A 15519-nucleotide genomic window follows, 5' to 3' on the forward strand; every position below is an offset into this window, starting at 1 on the left:
ACGTCCTGCCCGGCCGCCACCCGGGCCACGTCGGCGGCGGGGGCGGCCCGGGGCACCGGGCGCTGATCGCCCCGGCGGCGCGGGCGTTGGTCGAGGGCCTGCGGGCGCTCGGCGACGAGGCGCCGCGGCTGCTCGCGGTCGGCGGCGCGGGCAGCCTGGAGACCGCGCCGGGCGTGCGGGTCTGGGACACCCCGGGCCTGCCGGCGACGGTGCTGGAGATCATGCACGCGCACGGCGACGCCCTGGCGTACTACCGGACGGTGTCCGACGTGCGGTGGACGGTGCTGAGCCCGGCCGCCCGGATCGAGCCGGGGGAGCGGACCGGCCACTACCGCACCGGCCTGGAACAGTTGCTCACCGACGCCACCGGGCAGAGCCGGATCTCGGTGCCGGACTACGCGGTCGCGCTCGTCGACGAGATCGAGCAGCCCGAGCACATCGGCGAGCGATTCACCTGCTGCGCGGTCTGACCTCCGCTGTGGGTCACCCCACCTGGATCGAGCGCTTCGCCAGGCCCATCCAGAACCCGTCGATCACCGTGCGCTGGCTGTCCAGCTCGCCCTCGCCCGCACCGAGCGTGACGAACAGCGGCGCGAAGTGCTCGGTCCGCGGGTGGGCGAGCCGCCCGGCCGGGGCCTTGTGCTCGAAGTCGAGCAGCGCGTCGATGTCCTGCGCCTCCAGGGCGCGCCGGCCCCAGTCGTCGAACTCGGCCATCACCGAGGTGATCCGGCCGTCGCTGCTGAGCGCCCGCAGGTTGTGGGTGAAGAAGCCGCTGCCGACGATCAGCACGCCCTCGTCCCGCAGCGGGGCGAGCCGGCGGCCGATCTCCAGGAGCCGCCGCGGGTCCAGGGTGGGCAGCGAGACCTGGAGCACGGGGACGTCCGCCGCCGGGAACATCTCCACCAGCGGGACGTACGCGCCGTGGTCGAGGCCGCGGTCCGGGATGTCCTGGACGGGCGTACCGGGGGCGCGCAGCAGCTTCCGCACGCGGTCGGCGAGCTCCGGTGCGCCGGGGGCCGCGTACTGGACCCGGTAGTAGTGCTCGGGGAAGCCCCAGAAGTCGTAGACCAGCGGCACGGTGGTGACGGCACCGAGCGCGAGCGGGGCCTCCTCCCAGTGCGCGGAGACCATCAGGATCGCCTTGGGCCGGGGCAGGTCCGCGGACCAGGCGGCCAGCTCGCCGGGCCAGACCGGGTCGTCGGCGAGCGGCGGCGCGCCGTGCGACAGGTAGAGGGCGGGCATGCGCTCGGGGGCGGCGGTGCTCATGGTGGCTCTTCTCCTCTGGGCGGCGGCCGGTGGGGCGACCGGGTGCCAGGTCGTTCAAATTTGAACTCTGCAACCGACGGTACACCTTCGTTCGAATTTGAACAATAGGAGTACGATCACCCCATGCCCTCCACCCCGTCCGCACCCCCTCACCCCACCCTCGCCTCACCGGCTCCCGCCGCACCGGCCGCGGCTCCCGGCATCCCGGGCGAACCCCGCTGGCTGGACGAGGAGGAGATGGCCGCCTGGCGGAGCTTCGTCACCGCGAGCAACCTCCTCAACCGCCGCCTGGAACGCCAGCTCAAGGAGGACTCGGGCCTCTCCCACACCCAGTACGAGATCCTGGTCCACCTCTCCGCCGCCCCGGCCGGCTCGCTGCGGATGACCGAGCTGGCGGACAAGCTGGTCACCTCGAAGAGCGGTCTGACCTACCAGGTCACCCAGCTGGAGCGGATGGGCCTGGTCGGCCGCCGCTCCTGTCCGAGCGACGTGCGCGGCGTCTTCGCCGAACTCACCGAGCAGGGCCGCGAGATGCTGCGGGAGGCCGCCCCCGGCCACGTCGCGCTGGTCCGCGAGCTGCTCATCGACGTGCTCAGCCGGGAGCAGCTCGCCGTCCTCGCGACGGGCCTCGGCGAGGTCAGCGCCCGCCTGCGCCTGGACGACGCGGTCTGAGCCCTCACCCTCCCTCCTCTTCCTCCGCGGCCCTGTTCACCTCGGCAGTCGCGGCAGCCTCGGCCGCTTTGGCGAGCAGCAGCTCCCGCTCCCGCGCGTTGCGGGTCAGGCCCGCCGCCCGTTCGAACTCCGCCCGCGCCTCCGCGGCCCGCCCCAGCCGGGCCAGCAGGTCGCCCCGGACGCTCGGGAGCAGGTGGTACCCGCGCAGCGCCGGTTCGGCGGCCAGCGCGTCCACCACCTCCAGCGCGGCGGCCGGCCCCTCGGCCATCGACACGGCCACGGCCCGGTTCAGCTCCACCACCGGGGACGGCGTCAGCGTCATCAGCCGGGCGTAGAGCGCGGCGATGGTCGTCCAGTCGGTGTCCGCGTACCGGGCGGCCCGCGCGTGACAGGCGGCGATCGCGGCCTGCACGGCGTACGGGCCCGCGCCGCCCCGCCGGGTGGCGCCGTCCACCGCCCGCCGCAGCGCGGCGAACCCGCGCCGGATCAGCAGCCGGTCCCAGCGGGCGCGGTTCTGGTCGGCGAGCAGGACGGGCGCGCCGTCCGGCCCGGTGCGGGCGGGCAGCCGCGAGGCCTGGAGCTCCAGCAGGGCCGCCAGCCCGTGCGCCTCCGGCTCGTCGGGCATCAGCGCGGCCAGCACCCGGGCGAGCCGCAGCGCGTCCTCGCAGAGCGCGGGCCGCAGCAGGTCGTCCCCGGCGGTGGCCGAGTAGCCCTCGTTGAAGATCAGGTAGACGACCTCCAGGACGGAGGAGAGCCGGGCCGCGCGTTCCGCCCCGTACGGGACCTCGAACGGCACCCGGGCCTGCGCCAGCGTCCGCTTGGCGCGCACGATCCGCTGGGCGACGGTCGGTTCGGGGGCGAGGAAGGCCCGGGCGATCTCGGGCGTGGCCAGCCCGCCGAGCACCCGCAGGGTCAGCGCGATCCGGGCCTCCGCCGACAGCACCGGATGGCAGACGGTGAAGATCAGCCGCAGCAGGTCGTCGTCGATGTCGTCCGGTTCGACGGGCTGCGGCGGCGGCACGTCCTCAAGCGTCCGGCCGACCTCGGCCAGCTTGCGCGCGTACGTCTCCCGGCGGCGGACCAGGTCGATCGCGCGGTGCTTGGCGGTGGCCGTGAGCCAGGCGCCCGGACGATCCGGGACGCCCGACTCCGGCCACTGCTCCAGCGCGGCGACCAGCGCGTCCTGCGCCAGCTCCTCGGCGATGCCGACGTCGTGCACGATGCGGGTCACGGCCGCGATGATCCGCGCGGACTCGATCCGGAACACCGTCTCGACCGTCCGTGCCACCGGGTCCCGGCTGCCCCCCGCTCTGCGTTCCGTCACGGTCACCCATCAGAGCAGCGGCGCCGGAACGGGGCAAACGCGCCGGGCCCCTCACGCCTCCGGCGGCGTGGCGTCCTCGTCGATCTGCCGCAGCTCGGCGCCGACCGTCCAGTTCACCGGGTGGGTCTCCAGGAAGCGCCTGGTCCACTCCAGCGCCTCCGCCCGGTCCTTGCACTGGAGGATCGCGTAACCGCCGACGACCTCCTTGGTCTCGGTGAACGGGCCGTCGGTGTAGCTCAGCTTCCCGCCCTCCCAGAGCACCCGGGTGCCCTCCTTGGTCGGCCGGAGCCCGGCGGTCTCCAGCATCACCCCGGCCTTGGTGATCTCCGCGAACAGGGCTCCCATCCGCTCCTCGAACCCGGGGTCCGGTTCGGCCTGGGCGGGGCCGTCCTGCTCGTCGATACGGATCAGCGTCATGAAGCGCGGCATGGCGGCTCACTCCTCCTCGGTGCGGACGGGGCCTCTTCCCCGTCCTCTCACCTGTGCGTCGAACGGACCGCGGCCGGATCGACAGCCGCCCCAAAAATTCTTCCGCCCCCACCCCACCCCGGCCACCCGAGCCCCCGGCCACCCGAGCCCCCGGCGGGCCGATTGCCCGCCCCGGCCCCGAGGCGGCCCGTGCGGGGGCAGGATGAAGGGCATGACACTCGATCACGCACTCGATCACGCCTTCGCGCAGCGCTTCGCCGAGGAGTGGGTGGCGGTCTGGAACGGCCGCGACCTGGAGGGCATCCTCGCGCACTACACGGACGACGTTGTCTTCGCCTCGCCCCGCATCGTCAGCTTCCTCGGCGACCCGTCGGGGGAGGTGCGCGGCAAGGAGGCCCTGCGGGCGTACTGGGCCAAGGGGCTGGAGCTGCTGCCCGACCTGCACTTCACGCTGGTGTCGGTGCGGGTCTCGGTCGACACGATCGTGATCGACTACCGCAACGAGCGCGGCGTGGCCGTCGCGGAGGCGCTGACCTTCCGGGACGGCCTGGTCTGCCGCGGCTTCGGGGCGTACGGGCCGGAGGCCTGACCTCGGCGACCGGTCGCCGTCACACCAGCCGGGCGGCGAGCCGCAGTGCTCCCGCCCGGATCCGCTCCTCGCCCAGCTCCGGCAGCAGCGCCGCCACGTGCTCGCCGGCCAGCACGGCCAGCAGGGCGTGCGCGTCGTGCTCGGCGTCCGCCGTCCGGCCGCCCGCCGCGAGCAGCAGGGCGACGTGCCGGTGCCAGAACCGGTACGCGCCGATCCGGTAGCGCGAGCCGCGGCCGGCCGTCTCGGACATCCGGACCAGGTCGAGGTGTTCGAGCAGGTAGTCCAGGTACGCGGTGACGAACGCCGCGAGTCGCTCGTCCGGAGTGGTCCCGCCGTCCGGGCCGTCCGGGCCGAGCGGGGCGGGCCCGCGCAGGATCGCGTCCTGGAGCGTGCGCTCGCGCGCGTCCAGCAGGGCGGCCCCGAGCCCGGCCTTGTCGCCGAAGCGACGGAACAGGGTCCCCTTGCCGACGCCCGCCGCGGCCGCCACCTGGTCCATCGAGACCGCCTCCACCCCGTGCTCGGCGAACAGCCGGGCGGCGGCCTCCAGCACGGCGGCCCGGTTGCGGGCGGCGTCGGCGCGTTCGACGGGGGGCGGGGTGCGCAGCAGTTCCAGCGGCACGGCACCTTCGGGCATTGCGGAAGCGGACTGCGGTCCGGTACTGTCCTGAGTCATAAGCGGACTATAGTCCGAATCGATGCGCAGCCCTAGGAGGCCGCAGCATGACCACGCTCATTTCCCGGGACGACCTCGCCCGGGCCATCGAAGCCCGCTCGGTGACCGTCCTCGATACCCTCGGCGGCGAGTACTACGCCCAGCAGCACCTGCCCGGCGCGATCGAGCTCGTCCGCGCCGACGTCGACCGGCTCGCGCCCGCGCTGCTCCCGGACCGCGACGCCGCCATCGTCACCTACTGCTCCAACGAGGCCTGCCCCAACAGCGGCCAGGTCGCCGACCGCCTCACCGCCCTCGGCTACACCAACGTCCGCAAGTACCGCGAGGGCATCCAGGACTGGTCCGAGGCCGGCCTGCCGGTCGAGACCGCCTGACGGGAGCCGCGTGCGGGAGGGGCGACGCGCGGGGAACGCCCCTCCCTCATCGGCCTCCCCCTACTGCCGGTGCTGCTGCTCCGCGTTCTTGGTCGGCCGCAGCTCGGCCGCCAGCGGCTCCGCCTTCGACCGCTTCACCGCCACCCCGCGCATGATGTCGAACAGCGCCGCCGGGTCGTCGTGCTTGGTCCACGGGCGCGCCCCGCACCACGGGCCGATCGCCCGGAACTGCTCCAGCGCGATGTCCCACAGCCCGACCTCGCAGGCGTAGCTCGCGAGCAGGTGCCGCAGCGCGGGCAGGTGCTCGTCATCCGGCCGGACCTGCCGGAGCGAGGCCGCCAGCCGCTCCAGCCGCCACTTCGTCTTGTCCTCGGCCAGTGCCGACGCGCTGCTCTTGCGCTCCTCCAGCTCCGCGAGCGCGTGCAGGTAGATGCCGCCCAGCGGGCTCCCGGGCGGGGCCACGTCCATCGCGTGCTCGGCGAACTCCATCATCTTCTTGTTCGAGCCGAACCACTTCTCGCACCAGTACTGCATGCCCTGCCAGTGGCCGGCGTAGTGGTACCAGGCGCGCTTCATCAGCTCGTCCCAGGCCTCCTGGAACTCCGTGTGGTCCAGCTGCGCGCCGCGCGCCGCCGTCACGATGACCACCCACGGGCCGGGGTTCGCCGGGTCCAGCAGCGCGGCCCGGCGGGCCGACTCGATGGCGGCCGGGAGCATCTCGCGGAACTGCTTCGCGGCGTCCTCCGCCACCTCGTGCCCGTAACCGGAGCCGCGGATCTGCCACGCCCGGTGGACCATCAGCTCGGCTTCGAGGGTGGCGGCGTCGCAGTTGCCCGGCTCGGCGGTGCGCCAGGCGGTCAGCCAGCCGTCGCCGTCACCCTGCAGGGCGATCGAGCGGAGCAGCTCCAGCCGGGACCACCGCTCGTCCCAGTGGTCCCCGGGTTCGGCGACGTACTCCGCCGCCGGGCGCCAGTTCCCGGCCCAGGCGGCCTCGGCGATCGCCAGCGACCGCTCGCGCTTCTCCAGGGGCTCCGGTGGTCCGGAGCGGCTCGCGTCGAGCCGCTCGCGCGGGGGCATGCCGTAGGCGGCCGGGTCGAAGGAGGTTCGTGCCCACTTCAGGGCGCGCTTGCGACGGACGATCCGCCAGATCACGAAGATCAGAAAGGCCAGCAGGAGAATCGAAAGACGTATCACGGCGGCGAATCATTCCCGGTCGCATACGGTGCGCGCAACGCGGAAAAGAATTCGCCGAACACCCCGCCCCGTGGAAACATGCGGCATATGGGGACGATTCTGCACGGCGCCCGCGTCACGCTCCGCCCGGCCACCGCCGACGACGTTCCGGCCCTGGTCGCGATCCGCCGCACGCCCGAGGTCTTCGCGCGCTGGCGCGGGGGTGACGACCTGGTCGACGCCGTCACCACCGACCTCGCCGAGCCCGACACCGAGACCCTGGTGATCGAGGTGACGGGGCGGATCATCGGCGCCGTCCAGTGGTACGCGGAGAACGACGACGAGTACCGCCACGCGGGCATCGACATCTACCTCGACCCGGCCAGCCACGGGCGCGGGTACGGCACCGACGCCGTCCGCACCCTGGCCCGCCACCTCGTCGACCACCACCACTACCACCGGCTGATCATCGACCCGGCGGCCGACAACGCGGCAGCGATCCGCTGCTACGAGAAGGTCGGCTTCCGCCCGGTGGGGGTGATGCGGCAGTACGAGCGCGGAGCGGACGGGACGTGGCACGACAACCTGCTGATGGATCTGCTCGCCGCCGAACTCGTCTAGCCTGCTCGATCGTTGGCGTGACCACGGTGCCCACGGCGCCGAGCACCAGCACCGCCGCCACCCCGGCCGGCTCGTCCAGCACCGGCCCGATCACTGCGGCGGCGAGCCCGGCACCGGCGACGGCGGACAGCACCACCGCCGCCAACACCGCCCAGCTGCCGGGCTGTTCCTCCTCGCTCACCTGGTCTCGTCGGGGTTGCTCCGGGAATCCCGGTTCCGCACGGCCAGCCGCTCGCTGAGGCTCCCGCGCCCGCCGACGGGGGTGATGTGCTCGGGCGCGGCCGTCCACTCGCGGCCGCCGGCCTCGGGGCGGAGGTACACCTCGCCGTCCTGGACGTCCATGTAGACGCCCACGCAGGACGTCCGCTCGTCCCGGACGAGCTCACCCCGCCGCGGCCGGTACGGGGGGCGCATGGTGGGGATGTCCGCGTGCCGGATGTGAGCCCCGGCGGGGAGGGGCGCGTCGGTGAAGCGGTGCAGGGCCTCGGGGCGACCGCCGCAGTTGTTCGGGCACTTGCACGGGGGAAACAGCTGATTGCTCATCATGACCGATTTCTCCGTTGGGGAGTGAGCTGTCGGTCACCATGTGTATCGTCTTGAATGCGCCGCCGGACGTGAATCCGTGGGTGGGGGCGTTGACTTCACCGTGTGTCAATAGGTAGGGGCACGATCATGTCTGCTGCGGCCGAACTGGACCCGACATCTTCCGTACTCGCGTTCTACGCCACCGATTTGAGGCGGCGGCGAGAAGAGGCGGGCATCGCCCAGCGCGCGCTGGCCAAGGACTGGCACATGGCCCCGTCGCTGCTGAACAAGATCGAGGCGGCGAAGCGGATGCCGAACCTTGAGATGTCCGAGTGGGCCGATGATTTGTTCGGTTCAGGTGATCACTTCACTCGATTGTTCAAGTTGGTGATCAAGTACGCTTACCCGACCTGGTTCCGCCCCTACGTGGAGTTCGAGGAAGCGTCCACCTTCATTCGCTCGTTCGAGAACCAGCTCGTCACCGGTCTCCTGCAAACGGAGGACTACGCCCGCGCAGTCCTGAACGCAGGGCGCCTCAGTCACGATCGCGTCGAGGAGCTGATCGTCGCACGAATGGAGCGGCAGCGGATTCTCGATCGCGACAACCGGGCCAAGCTGTGGGTGGTGTTGGACGAGAACGTACTCCGACGCCACCCAGGCAGGCCGGACGTGATGAGAGCGCAGTTCCAACGGTTGCTGGATGCCGCTGACGACCCTCGGACGGTAATCCAGGTGATCCCGTACTCGGTCGGCGCCCATGCCGCAATGGCCGGACCGTTCGCCGCTTTGACCCTGGATGAAGGGCCGGATGTCCTCTACGTGGACGGGTTCGTGCAAGGGCAGATCATTGTCGATCCGGCCGACGTCAAGGCGGCCGATCATGCCTATGATCTCCTCATGGCCACCGCGTTGTCGCCTGACGCCTCGGTCGACCTGATCGCTTCCGCTGCAAAGGAACTGAGCCGATGACTGGCACCGCGATGGACCTGCCGTGGCGCAAGAGCTCGTACAGCAGCGACAACGGCGGCAACTGCATCGAGGTCGCCCTCGGCCAGCCCACCACCGTCCCGGTCCGCGACTCCAAGGACCCGGCCGGCCCGAACCTCACCTTCACCCCCACCGCCTGGCGGACCTTCCTGGCCGCCGTCGTCGGCGGCGAGTTCGGCGCGGCCTGAGTCTCCCGGGCTCGCTGCCTACCTGGATGGTCCTCAGGGGCAAAAGGCGCGCTCGGCGGTGCTGGACAAGGTGTCGATGACGAGATCGGTTTGCAGCGCGCGTCCGGTATTGAGCAGGTCGAAGCCGTCGAAGCTGGTCCGCAGCCACAGCACGTCGGCGACTTGGGCGGCGTGAGGTCGTCGCGGAGCACGCCTTGCTCGGCCAGTCGGCCGGCGAGACCGCTCAACCGCCTCCTGGACGTGCGTTCGGGTCAGCTCGGCCGGTCGTTGCCCCGGTACAGCTGGGCGCCGGCGACCACCACCTGCCGGTCCGGGTCGGGGTGGGCGTCGAGCTCGTCGGCGGCCCGGTAGCCGAGGACCACGCTGGTGCGGGTCGCCCCGCCGCTGTTCGCACCGACGGTGTGGAAGACGGTCCCGTCGAAGAGCAGGACGCCGCCGGCCGGAACCGGCACGGGGACGGCCTGGTCGGCGAGCTCGGCGAGTTCGGGGTGCTCGTCCATCCAGGTGCCGCCGCCCTCGGGCTGCGGGACGCCGACGTAAGGCGCGCGGTGGGAGCCGGGGACGATCCAGGTGCAACCGGTCTCCACGGTGGCGTCCTCGAAGTACACGACGGCGGTCAGCAGGCCGCGGGTGGGCTGGAGGATGTCGCGGTGCAGCCGCACCGGCTGGGCGCCAGGGGAGTTGAGGGAGCCCTGGTTGTGCCGGTTGAGCACGTAGACCACGTTCGGGCCGAGCAGTGCGGTCAGCGGCCCGGTCAGAGCGGGATGCGCGACGAGACGGTGCATCAGGGCCCGGTCGTGCTGGTAGAGCCGGTAGACCTTGGCCTGGTCGGTGGGCAGGCGGGCGGTGCGGGCGCGGACCAGCTCGGCCACCTCGCCGAGGAGGTCGCCGGGCAGGCCGGGGCTGGGCAGGCGCAGGTAGCCGAGGTCGCGGAAGTGGCGGGCCTGCTGCTCGGTCAGCGCGGACAGGGTGGTGGCGGACAAGGTGATCGAGCCCCTTTCAGACGGTGGTGCGGCCGAAGGCGGCCAGGCGGTCGGGGGTGCCGAGGTCGGGGGCCGGGGTGCGGATGTCGTAGGCGCCGACCGGGCTGCCCTGGCTGATCGCCCAGGGCATGAACTGCCGGTACAGGTCGGTCTCGCCGGGGTGGGCCAGGCGCCGGGCATACTCCTCGAACAGCGTCCGGAACGGGCCCGGGGTGAGGATGACGGCGCCGGTGCTGGTGGCCTGCCGCAGGCCCTGGCGGCTCCCGGCGGGCAGGGTGGCGGCCAGCCCTTCGAGGGCGTGGACGACGAACTCGCCGCCGGCATCGAGGAAGAGTCGGCCCGCGTTCTGCGCGCCCTGGCCGGGCGCGGTGGTCACAGTCCAGGTCACCGCCGCCGCACGGTCGCGGTGCGCGGCGACGGCGGCGGGCAGCAGCGCGGCGGGGAAGAGGGTGTCGGCGGGCAGCACCACCGCGGCCGGAGCGTCGGCCAGGTGGTGCAGGGCCGCGTAGGCGGCGCCGGCGGTGCCGAGCGGGTGGTCCTCGCGGTGGACGGTCAGCTCCACCTGCCGCGCCGAGTGGGTAAGGGCGTAGGTCTCGACGGCTTCGGCGCCGGTGGCCGGGTCGGTGCTGGTGAGCACGGCGACGCGCCGGAACCCGATGGCGGCGAGCTGAGTGAGGGCGTGGCCGAGCATCGGGGTGCGGCCGGTGGGAGTGTCGATCGGCACCAGCACCTTCGGCGTGGCCTGCAGCTCGCGGTCGTTGGCGGCACGCAGGCGGCTGCCCTTGCCGCCGGCCAGGACCAGGGCGACGGAGTCGGCGGGCAGGGAGACGAGGGTGCTGGTGTAGTAGCCGGAGGGGGTGCGGGCGGTGTCGGTGCCGCTCCGTTCGGTCACGGGGTCCTCCCGGGGTGGGCGGGTGAGCTGGGGTGCCGAGCCCGCCCGCCCTGCCCGGGGCTACAGGAGTCCGAGGCAGTCCAGGGCGAGGTAGGCGGCGGCCGTGTCGGTCATCTCGCCCCTGCGCAGGACGGAGGTGCGGAACTCGGGCAGGGAGAGGGTGACGACGTCGATGAACTCGGTGCGCTCCGGGGTCGGCTCGGCGACCTTGGTGCAGTTGGTGGCGAAGAAGGCGAAGCGCAGGGCGTTGGAGTAGGCGTCGTGCCAGTACGGTCCGGCGGCGTGGACCTCGCCCTGGTAGCCGGTCTCCTCCAGCAGCTCCCTGCCGATGGCCTCGGTCGCCGGCTCGCCGGGTTCGATGAAGCCGCCCGGGAGCTCGTAGAGCGCGCGTGCGGGGCCGGGCCGGTACTGGCGGGCGAGGATGACGTGCCGGTCGGGGGTGAGGGCGAGAACCGCGCCGGCCGGTCGCTCGCGCTTGAGGTAGAACTCCTCCTTCCGTCCGTCGGGCAGCTCGAAGTCGACGCGGTCCACGGACCGGCCGAACTTGCTGAAAACGGTGGTGCGTTCGATCTCGCGCCACGACGCGGTGGTGTCGGTCATGGCTGGACTGTACGGCTGTGGCCGGGTTCGGGATGCCCGTTCCGGTACTGCTTCCTGGCAGTGGGCGGGGCACATCCAGGAGACCACCGGATCGGGTGACACTCACAGGGCATTTCGATAGGCAGTCCGTGGAGTGCTCGATACGCTGAATCCTCTCCCTGAACCGAGAGTTGGGGGTGGGGCGTCGTGGTGAACGCGCTGTTCAGGGGCGCGCGGCTTGTTCTTGGCCTGACGCAGCGCCAGGTCGCCGAGCAGGTGCGGACCCTGGTTGAGGCGGCGACAGGGCGGGAATCGTCGTTTGACGCCGGCTACGTCTCGCGCATAGAACGTGGCCTCATCACCTGGCCGCACGAGCACTACCGGCAGGCCCTCTGCCTGGTCCTCCGGGCGGGGACGACCGAGCTGGGCCTGGCCGCCAAGCAGGTCCACCACGATCATCCCGATGAGGTGAGTTCCTCGAACCGCCGAGACGTCCTCGCCGCCGCGCTGGCCGCCCTGCTGCCGCCCGCCCGGTCGCTCACCCGCCTTCGCGGGGCAGATGTCATCGCGATCGCCGAGCGCACCGACGTGCTGGAGCACTGGGACCGCGCTTCCGGAGGGCGAGTCGTGCGCGACTTCGCGCTGCGCGAGCTGCACGCCGCCATCGACCTCACCACGGCGTCCACTACTCCTACCGTGCGTACCGCGCTGCTCGGCGCAATCGCCCGCCTGGCCAACCTGACCGCCTGGTCCGGCTTCGACGCCGGCCTGTACGACGAGGCACGTCCGCTGTTCCAGCTCGGCTTGACTGCCGGCCATGAGCACGGCGATACCGGCCTGCTGTGCCACCTGGCTACCAACGCCGCCCGCCAGGAGATCCACCTGCGCCGCCCCGACCACGCCCTCCTGCTGGCCGGGCAGGTGAAGGGACGGCTACCTGCGGCGGCGCGCTCGATGCTCGCCGCCGTCACTGCCCAGGCCCACGCGCTGAACGGCGACGAACGGCAGGCCGCCCGGCACCTGCTGGCCGCCGAGCGCACCTATGAACGCGTCACCGATCTCGCCGCCGGGCCGGCCTGGACCCAGACCATCACCGCGGCCAAGGTCGGCAGTGACACCGGCTTCGCTCGCTACCTGCTGTCCACCACCACCGGCCACTACAACCCCCAGGTCGTCGCCGACCTGCGCCGGGCCGCCGATGCCGGCACCGCCCAGACCCGGGTGCGGGCGATGGCCACCGCCCGCCTCGCCACCGTGCTCTACCGGCGGGGAGACCGTACCGAAGCCGACCACCACGCCGCCCAGGCCACCTCGCTCGCGGCCGCCGTCGGCTCCGCTCGCCTGACCTCAGCCCTCACCGACATGCACCGTGCTGCCGGTGCGCCGACCGCCTGGTGAGCACCACCAGCACGCCGAAGGGCGGCCCCGAATCGGGGCCGCCCTTCGCACTGCCACAACAGGATCATCCCAGGAGACGGAGCCGTGATGGCCGAGCGGCCTTTCGTCCTGCTGAGCGTTGCCACCTCGATCGACGGGTACATCGACGACGCCTCGCCGCAGCGTCTGCTGCTGTCGAACGCGGATGACTTCGACCGGGTGGACCAGGTGCGGGCCGAGTCGGACGCCATCCTCATCGGCGGCAACACCCTGCGCAACGACAACCCGCGTCTGCTGGTGAACAGCGACGAGCGCCGGGCCGCCCGAGTCGCGGCAGGCAAGCCGGAGTACCCGCTGAAGGTCACCGTCACGGCCGGCGGGGACCTCGACCGCGACCTCAAGTTCTGGCACTTCGGGGGCGAGAAGGTCGTCTACACGACCGACTCGGGAGCACTGAAGCTGCGCGACACCCTGAGCGGCCTGGCCGACGTGGTCTCCACCGGAGACGCGGTGGACTTCGGGCTGGTGCTCGACGATCTGGCGACTCGTGGTGTGGAGCGGCTGATGGTGGAGGGCGGCGGACAGATCCACACCCAGTTCCTCTCCCTCGGCCTCGCCGACGAGATCCACCTGGCCGTCGCGCCGCTGCTGGTCGGTGCGGCCGTCGCGCCGCGTTTCGTCCACCCGGCGGAGTTTCCCGGTGGCGGCACCCACCGGATGAAGCTGCTGGAAGCCCGGACGGTGGGCGACGTGGTGCTGCTGCGGTACGCGCCGAAGCAGACGGCCTGAGTAGGACGATCGGCGTTCTCGCTGGTCGGACACTAGGATCATCCTTTCCGGAGGGGCGGATCGGGGAGGGTGAGTGGACGGGACCGCGCGGTGGATTCCGCCGTTGCAGGCGGGGCGGCGGCCGGCGGGGCGGGCGTTGTTGGCCATGCTGGACGATCCGCGGGCGCCTCGGCTCTGTGTGGTCGGCGGCCAGGCCGGAACCGGGAAGACCCATCTGCTGACCTGGCTGGCCACCGCCTGCAGTGACCCCGCTGCGCCGTCCCGCCAGCGGCCCGACGTGGCGCTCTCGCTGGCGGGGATGACCGTCGACAGCGCGACCTGGACGCTCGCGGCCCGGCTCGGCGTGTACGCCCGGACGCTGGAGGAGCTCGCCGCTGCCATGGCCGCTGCGGATCGGCCGCGGCTGCTGTTCCTGTGGGACCTGAACCGTTCGGTCGAGCCCGAGGCCATCGCAGAGGCGTTGGTAGGCAGGCTGCTCGATGTGGCGGGCCTCCGCATCGTCATGGAGTCTGCGGGCGACTCACCGGCTGCGGACGGAGCCGCCGTTCTGTCGTTGGACGACCCGCGCTGGACGGATCCGGAGCGGTTCGCCTCCTGGTACGCCCGGGCGGCCGCCGGCTCCTCCGTCGGCGCCGAGCGGGTGTACCCGAATCCTGGGCTGGCGCTGTTGGCGGCCCGGATCCCGCCCGGCAACGGGGATGACACCGACCTCGTCGCCGCCTGGTGGGCCGGTGTCGCCGAGACGGACCGGGCGGCGATATGTGCGCTGGCGGCCGCCGTACGGCCGGTCACCGAGGAGGAGTGGTCGGTGCTGGCGGCTCCGGCGTCCGTGGAGAAGGCCTCGGCGATCCTGCCCACGGACTCCCGCGCCGGCGGGACCTGGTGGCTGCCGCCGGGGCCGTTGCGGACGTTGGTCGCGGCCGAGGCCGAAGGCCCGCTCGCCGCAGCGCGTGCCGTCGCCGTGACGGTGCCCCGCTCCCCGGACGGGGCTCCGGACCTGACGACCCTCGCTCCCGAGCGGCGGGACCTGCTGCTCCGCCAGGCGGTCGCGGCCAGGGTGGCCGGGGACCTGCTCGACGATCTCACCTTCCTGGCCCACACGGATCCGCTCGCGGTCACCGCCGCTTTCGCCGCGGTTCCGGACCACCGGTACGCGCCCGCCTGGCGGGCCGCCGGGCCGAGCCTGTTCGCGGAGCCGTCGGCGGCCGCCCGACGGGAGATCCTGCGATCCCGGCTGTCCGACGACGAGACCGACACGTCGGCCGAAGCGACCGGCTGGCGCGTCCGCTGGTCGTCCTGGCTGACCGGGGCCGACGCGCCCGTCGTCGCGGCCGCCACCGGCCACGGGCCCTTCGCCGGACGGCTCCTGGTGGCCGATGCCGCCGGTGACGTGCACCTGGTCGAGCTCGATTCGGGCCGAGGAACGGCGGCGGGCCTGGAGCGGCTGCCCGGCGTCCAGGCGCTGTCCTGCTCTCCCGGCGGCGACGTCGTCGCGCTGGACGAGGAGCACCAGGCGTACGTGCTGGACGAGGCGGGGGAACCCGCCGCGGTCATCCCGGGCCGGTTCACCGCGCTCGCCTCGCTGCCCGCGGCGGGCGACGCCGCCGGGCAGGTCCACTGGCTGGTGCCGGGGGAGGGCGGTCAGGAGCGGCTGCACGACGGCCCGGTCACCGCCCTCGGAACGGCGGTGCTGGACGCGCCGTCCTCGTCCGTGCTCGTGGTCAGCGGTGGCGCGGACGGCCGCCTTCGCGCGTGGCGGCCGGGGCTGCCGCCACTGGGGACGGACCCGTCGAGCGGGCGCGGGTGCGCGGTGACCGCCGTCGACCTCGCGGTGGAGGAGCAGGGCACCGGGCGGGTACTGCTCGTCACCGGCTGGTCCGACGGTCTGGTGCGCGTGGGCTGGGCCGATGGGGAGAGCCGGTCGCTGGAGTTCCGGCTCGGTGCGCCCCCGGTGGCGGTGGTGGCCGACGGCTGCGCCAGGGTGGTCGTCGTGCTGCCGGACGGACTGGTGGGACTGTCGGTCGATCCGGATGTCGGACAGTCGTCGCACCTCGGTCAGAGCAGTTCATTCGGATGAT

The 15519-nt window shown here is 72.8% G+C and carries 19 protein-coding genes; 10 read left to right on the forward strand and 9 right to left on the reverse strand.

Features of this window, described 5'->3' with window-relative positions; all coding sequences use genetic code 11:
- The coding region (locus AB0N76_RS22750) for an NAD(P)H-binding protein (protein ID WP_363559634.1) at nucleotides 1–470 on the forward strand (470 nt) is incomplete at its 5' end.
- 13 nt (nucleotides 471–483) lie between these two features.
- Here the strand turns inward: AB0N76_RS22750 and AB0N76_RS22755 are convergent.
- A complete protein-coding gene (locus tag AB0N76_RS22755; RefSeq protein WP_363559636.1) occupies nucleotides 484–1266 on the reverse strand; it encodes a class III extradiol ring-cleavage dioxygenase in 783 nt (260 codons plus the stop codon).
- A 237-nt stretch (nucleotides 1267–1503) separates the two neighbouring features.
- On the opposite strand from AB0N76_RS22755, the gene AB0N76_RS22760 reads away from it, so the two are divergent.
- Nucleotides 1504–1938, forward strand: a complete 435-nt coding sequence (locus tag AB0N76_RS22760; protein WP_363559760.1) for a MarR family transcriptional regulator — start codon at nucleotides 1504–1506, stop codon at nucleotides 1936–1938.
- 4 nt (nucleotides 1939–1942) lie between these two features.
- Here the strand turns inward: AB0N76_RS22760 and AB0N76_RS22765 are convergent, their stop codons facing one another.
- Entirely contained in the window at nucleotides 1943–3262 is a 1320-nt protein-coding gene (locus AB0N76_RS22765) for an RNA polymerase sigma factor (RefSeq protein ID WP_363559638.1), read from the reverse strand.
- 51 nt (nucleotides 3263–3313) lie between these two features.
- A complete protein-coding gene (locus AB0N76_RS22770; protein ID WP_363559640.1) occupies nucleotides 3314–3691 on the reverse strand; it encodes a YciI family protein in 378 nt (125 codons plus the stop codon).
- A 211-nt stretch (nucleotides 3692–3902) separates the two neighbouring features.
- On the opposite strand from AB0N76_RS22770, the gene AB0N76_RS22775 reads away from it, so the two are divergent.
- Nucleotides 3903–4280, forward strand: coding sequence for a nuclear transport factor 2 family protein (locus AB0N76_RS22775; protein ID WP_363559642.1), 378 nt, complete (start codon nucleotides 3903–3905; stop codon nucleotides 4278–4280).
- A gap of 19 nt (nucleotides 4281–4299) precedes the next feature.
- On the opposite strand, the gene AB0N76_RS22780 is transcribed toward AB0N76_RS22775, so the two are convergent.
- Nucleotides 4300–4914, reverse strand: a complete 615-nt coding sequence (locus tag AB0N76_RS22780; RefSeq protein WP_363559644.1) for a helix-turn-helix domain-containing protein — start codon at nucleotides 4912–4914, stop codon at nucleotides 4300–4302.
- Nucleotides 4915–5000: 86 nt separating this feature from the next.
- Between AB0N76_RS22780 and AB0N76_RS22785 the strand changes: the two genes are divergently transcribed.
- Nucleotides 5001–5327: a rhodanese-like domain-containing protein gene (locus tag AB0N76_RS22785; protein ID WP_363559646.1), complete on the forward strand. Its 327-nt coding sequence runs from the start codon at nucleotides 5001–5003 to the stop codon at nucleotides 5325–5327.
- 60 nt (nucleotides 5328–5387) lie between these two features.
- Here AB0N76_RS22785 and AB0N76_RS22790 read toward each other — a convergent pair whose 3' ends face one another.
- Nucleotides 5388–6521: a hypothetical protein gene (locus AB0N76_RS22790; RefSeq protein WP_363559648.1), complete on the reverse strand. Its 1134-nt coding sequence runs from the start codon at nucleotides 6519–6521 to the stop codon at nucleotides 5388–5390.
- Nucleotides 6522–6608: 87 nt separating this feature from the next.
- On the opposite strand from AB0N76_RS22790, the gene AB0N76_RS22795 reads away from it, so the two are divergent.
- On the forward strand, nucleotides 6609–7121 hold the full coding sequence (locus tag AB0N76_RS22795; protein WP_363559650.1) for a GNAT family protein: 513 nt from the start codon (nucleotides 6609–6611) through the stop codon (nucleotides 7119–7121).
- Nucleotides 7122–7298: 177 nt separating this feature from the next.
- Here AB0N76_RS22795 and AB0N76_RS22800 read toward each other — a convergent pair whose 3' ends face one another.
- Entirely contained in the window at nucleotides 7299–7667 is a 369-nt protein-coding gene (locus AB0N76_RS22800; protein ID WP_363559652.1) for a hypothetical protein, read from the reverse strand.
- 126 nt (nucleotides 7668–7793) lie between these two features.
- On the opposite strand from AB0N76_RS22800, the gene AB0N76_RS22805 reads away from it, so the two are divergent.
- Together AB0N76_RS22805 and AB0N76_RS22810 are read left to right on the forward strand one after the other, a co-directional pair.
- Nucleotides 7794–8615 carry a helix-turn-helix transcriptional regulator gene (locus AB0N76_RS22805; protein WP_363559654.1) on the forward strand — a complete coding sequence of 274 codons (822 nt, stop codon included), beginning with the start codon at nucleotides 7794–7796 and terminating at the stop codon, nucleotides 8613–8615.
- Nucleotides 8612–8821 carry a DUF397 domain-containing protein gene (locus tag AB0N76_RS22810; RefSeq protein ID WP_363559656.1) on the forward strand — a complete coding sequence of 70 codons (210 nt, stop codon included), beginning with the start codon at nucleotides 8612–8614 and terminating at the stop codon, nucleotides 8819–8821. The genes AB0N76_RS22805 and AB0N76_RS22810 overlap by 4 nt, the downstream gene beginning before the upstream one ends.
- Nucleotides 8822–9072: 251 nt before the next feature.
- Here the strand turns inward: AB0N76_RS22810 and AB0N76_RS22815 are convergent, their stop codons facing one another.
- The 3 genes from AB0N76_RS22815 to AB0N76_RS22825 are packed head-to-tail and all read right to left on the reverse strand — an operon-like array spanning nucleotide 9073 to nucleotide 11296.
- Nucleotides 9073–9804, reverse strand: a complete 732-nt coding sequence (locus AB0N76_RS22815; protein ID WP_363559658.1) for a phytanoyl-CoA dioxygenase family protein — start codon at nucleotides 9802–9804, stop codon at nucleotides 9073–9075.
- A 16-nt stretch (nucleotides 9805–9820) separates the two neighbouring features.
- Entirely contained in the window at nucleotides 9821–10696 is an 876-nt protein-coding gene (locus tag AB0N76_RS22820; protein ID WP_363559660.1) for an NDP-sugar synthase, read from the reverse strand.
- Between the two features lie 60 nt (nucleotides 10697–10756).
- Nucleotides 10757–11296, reverse strand: a complete 540-nt coding sequence (locus tag AB0N76_RS22825) for an NUDIX hydrolase (RefSeq protein WP_363559662.1) — start codon at nucleotides 11294–11296, stop codon at nucleotides 10757–10759.
- Nucleotides 11297–11482: 186 nt separating this feature from the next.
- Between AB0N76_RS22825 and AB0N76_RS22830 the strand changes: the two genes are divergently transcribed.
- The 3 genes from AB0N76_RS22830 (at nucleotide 11483) to AB0N76_RS22840 (ending at nucleotide 15518) form a co-directional block, all read left to right on the forward strand.
- Nucleotides 11483–12673 (forward strand): hypothetical protein, encoded by a 1191-nt coding sequence (locus AB0N76_RS22830; protein ID WP_363559664.1) that lies wholly within the window; start codon nucleotides 11483–11485, stop codon nucleotides 12671–12673.
- Nucleotides 12674–12760: 87 nt separating this feature from the next.
- Nucleotides 12761–13441 (forward strand): dihydrofolate reductase family protein, encoded by a 681-nt coding sequence (locus AB0N76_RS22835; protein WP_363559666.1) that lies wholly within the window; start codon nucleotides 12761–12763, stop codon nucleotides 13439–13441.
- A gap of 145 nt (nucleotides 13442–13586) precedes the next feature.
- Nucleotides 13587–15518, forward strand: a complete 1932-nt coding sequence (locus tag AB0N76_RS22840) for a hypothetical protein (protein ID WP_363559668.1) — start codon at nucleotides 13587–13589, stop codon at nucleotides 15516–15518.
- Nucleotide 15519: the final 1 nt, after the last annotated feature.

The sequence above is a fragment of the Kitasatospora sp. NPDC093806 genome (assembly GCF_040683335.1).
Classification (GTDB): Bacteria; Actinomycetota; Actinomycetes; order Streptomycetales; family Streptomycetaceae; genus Kitasatospora.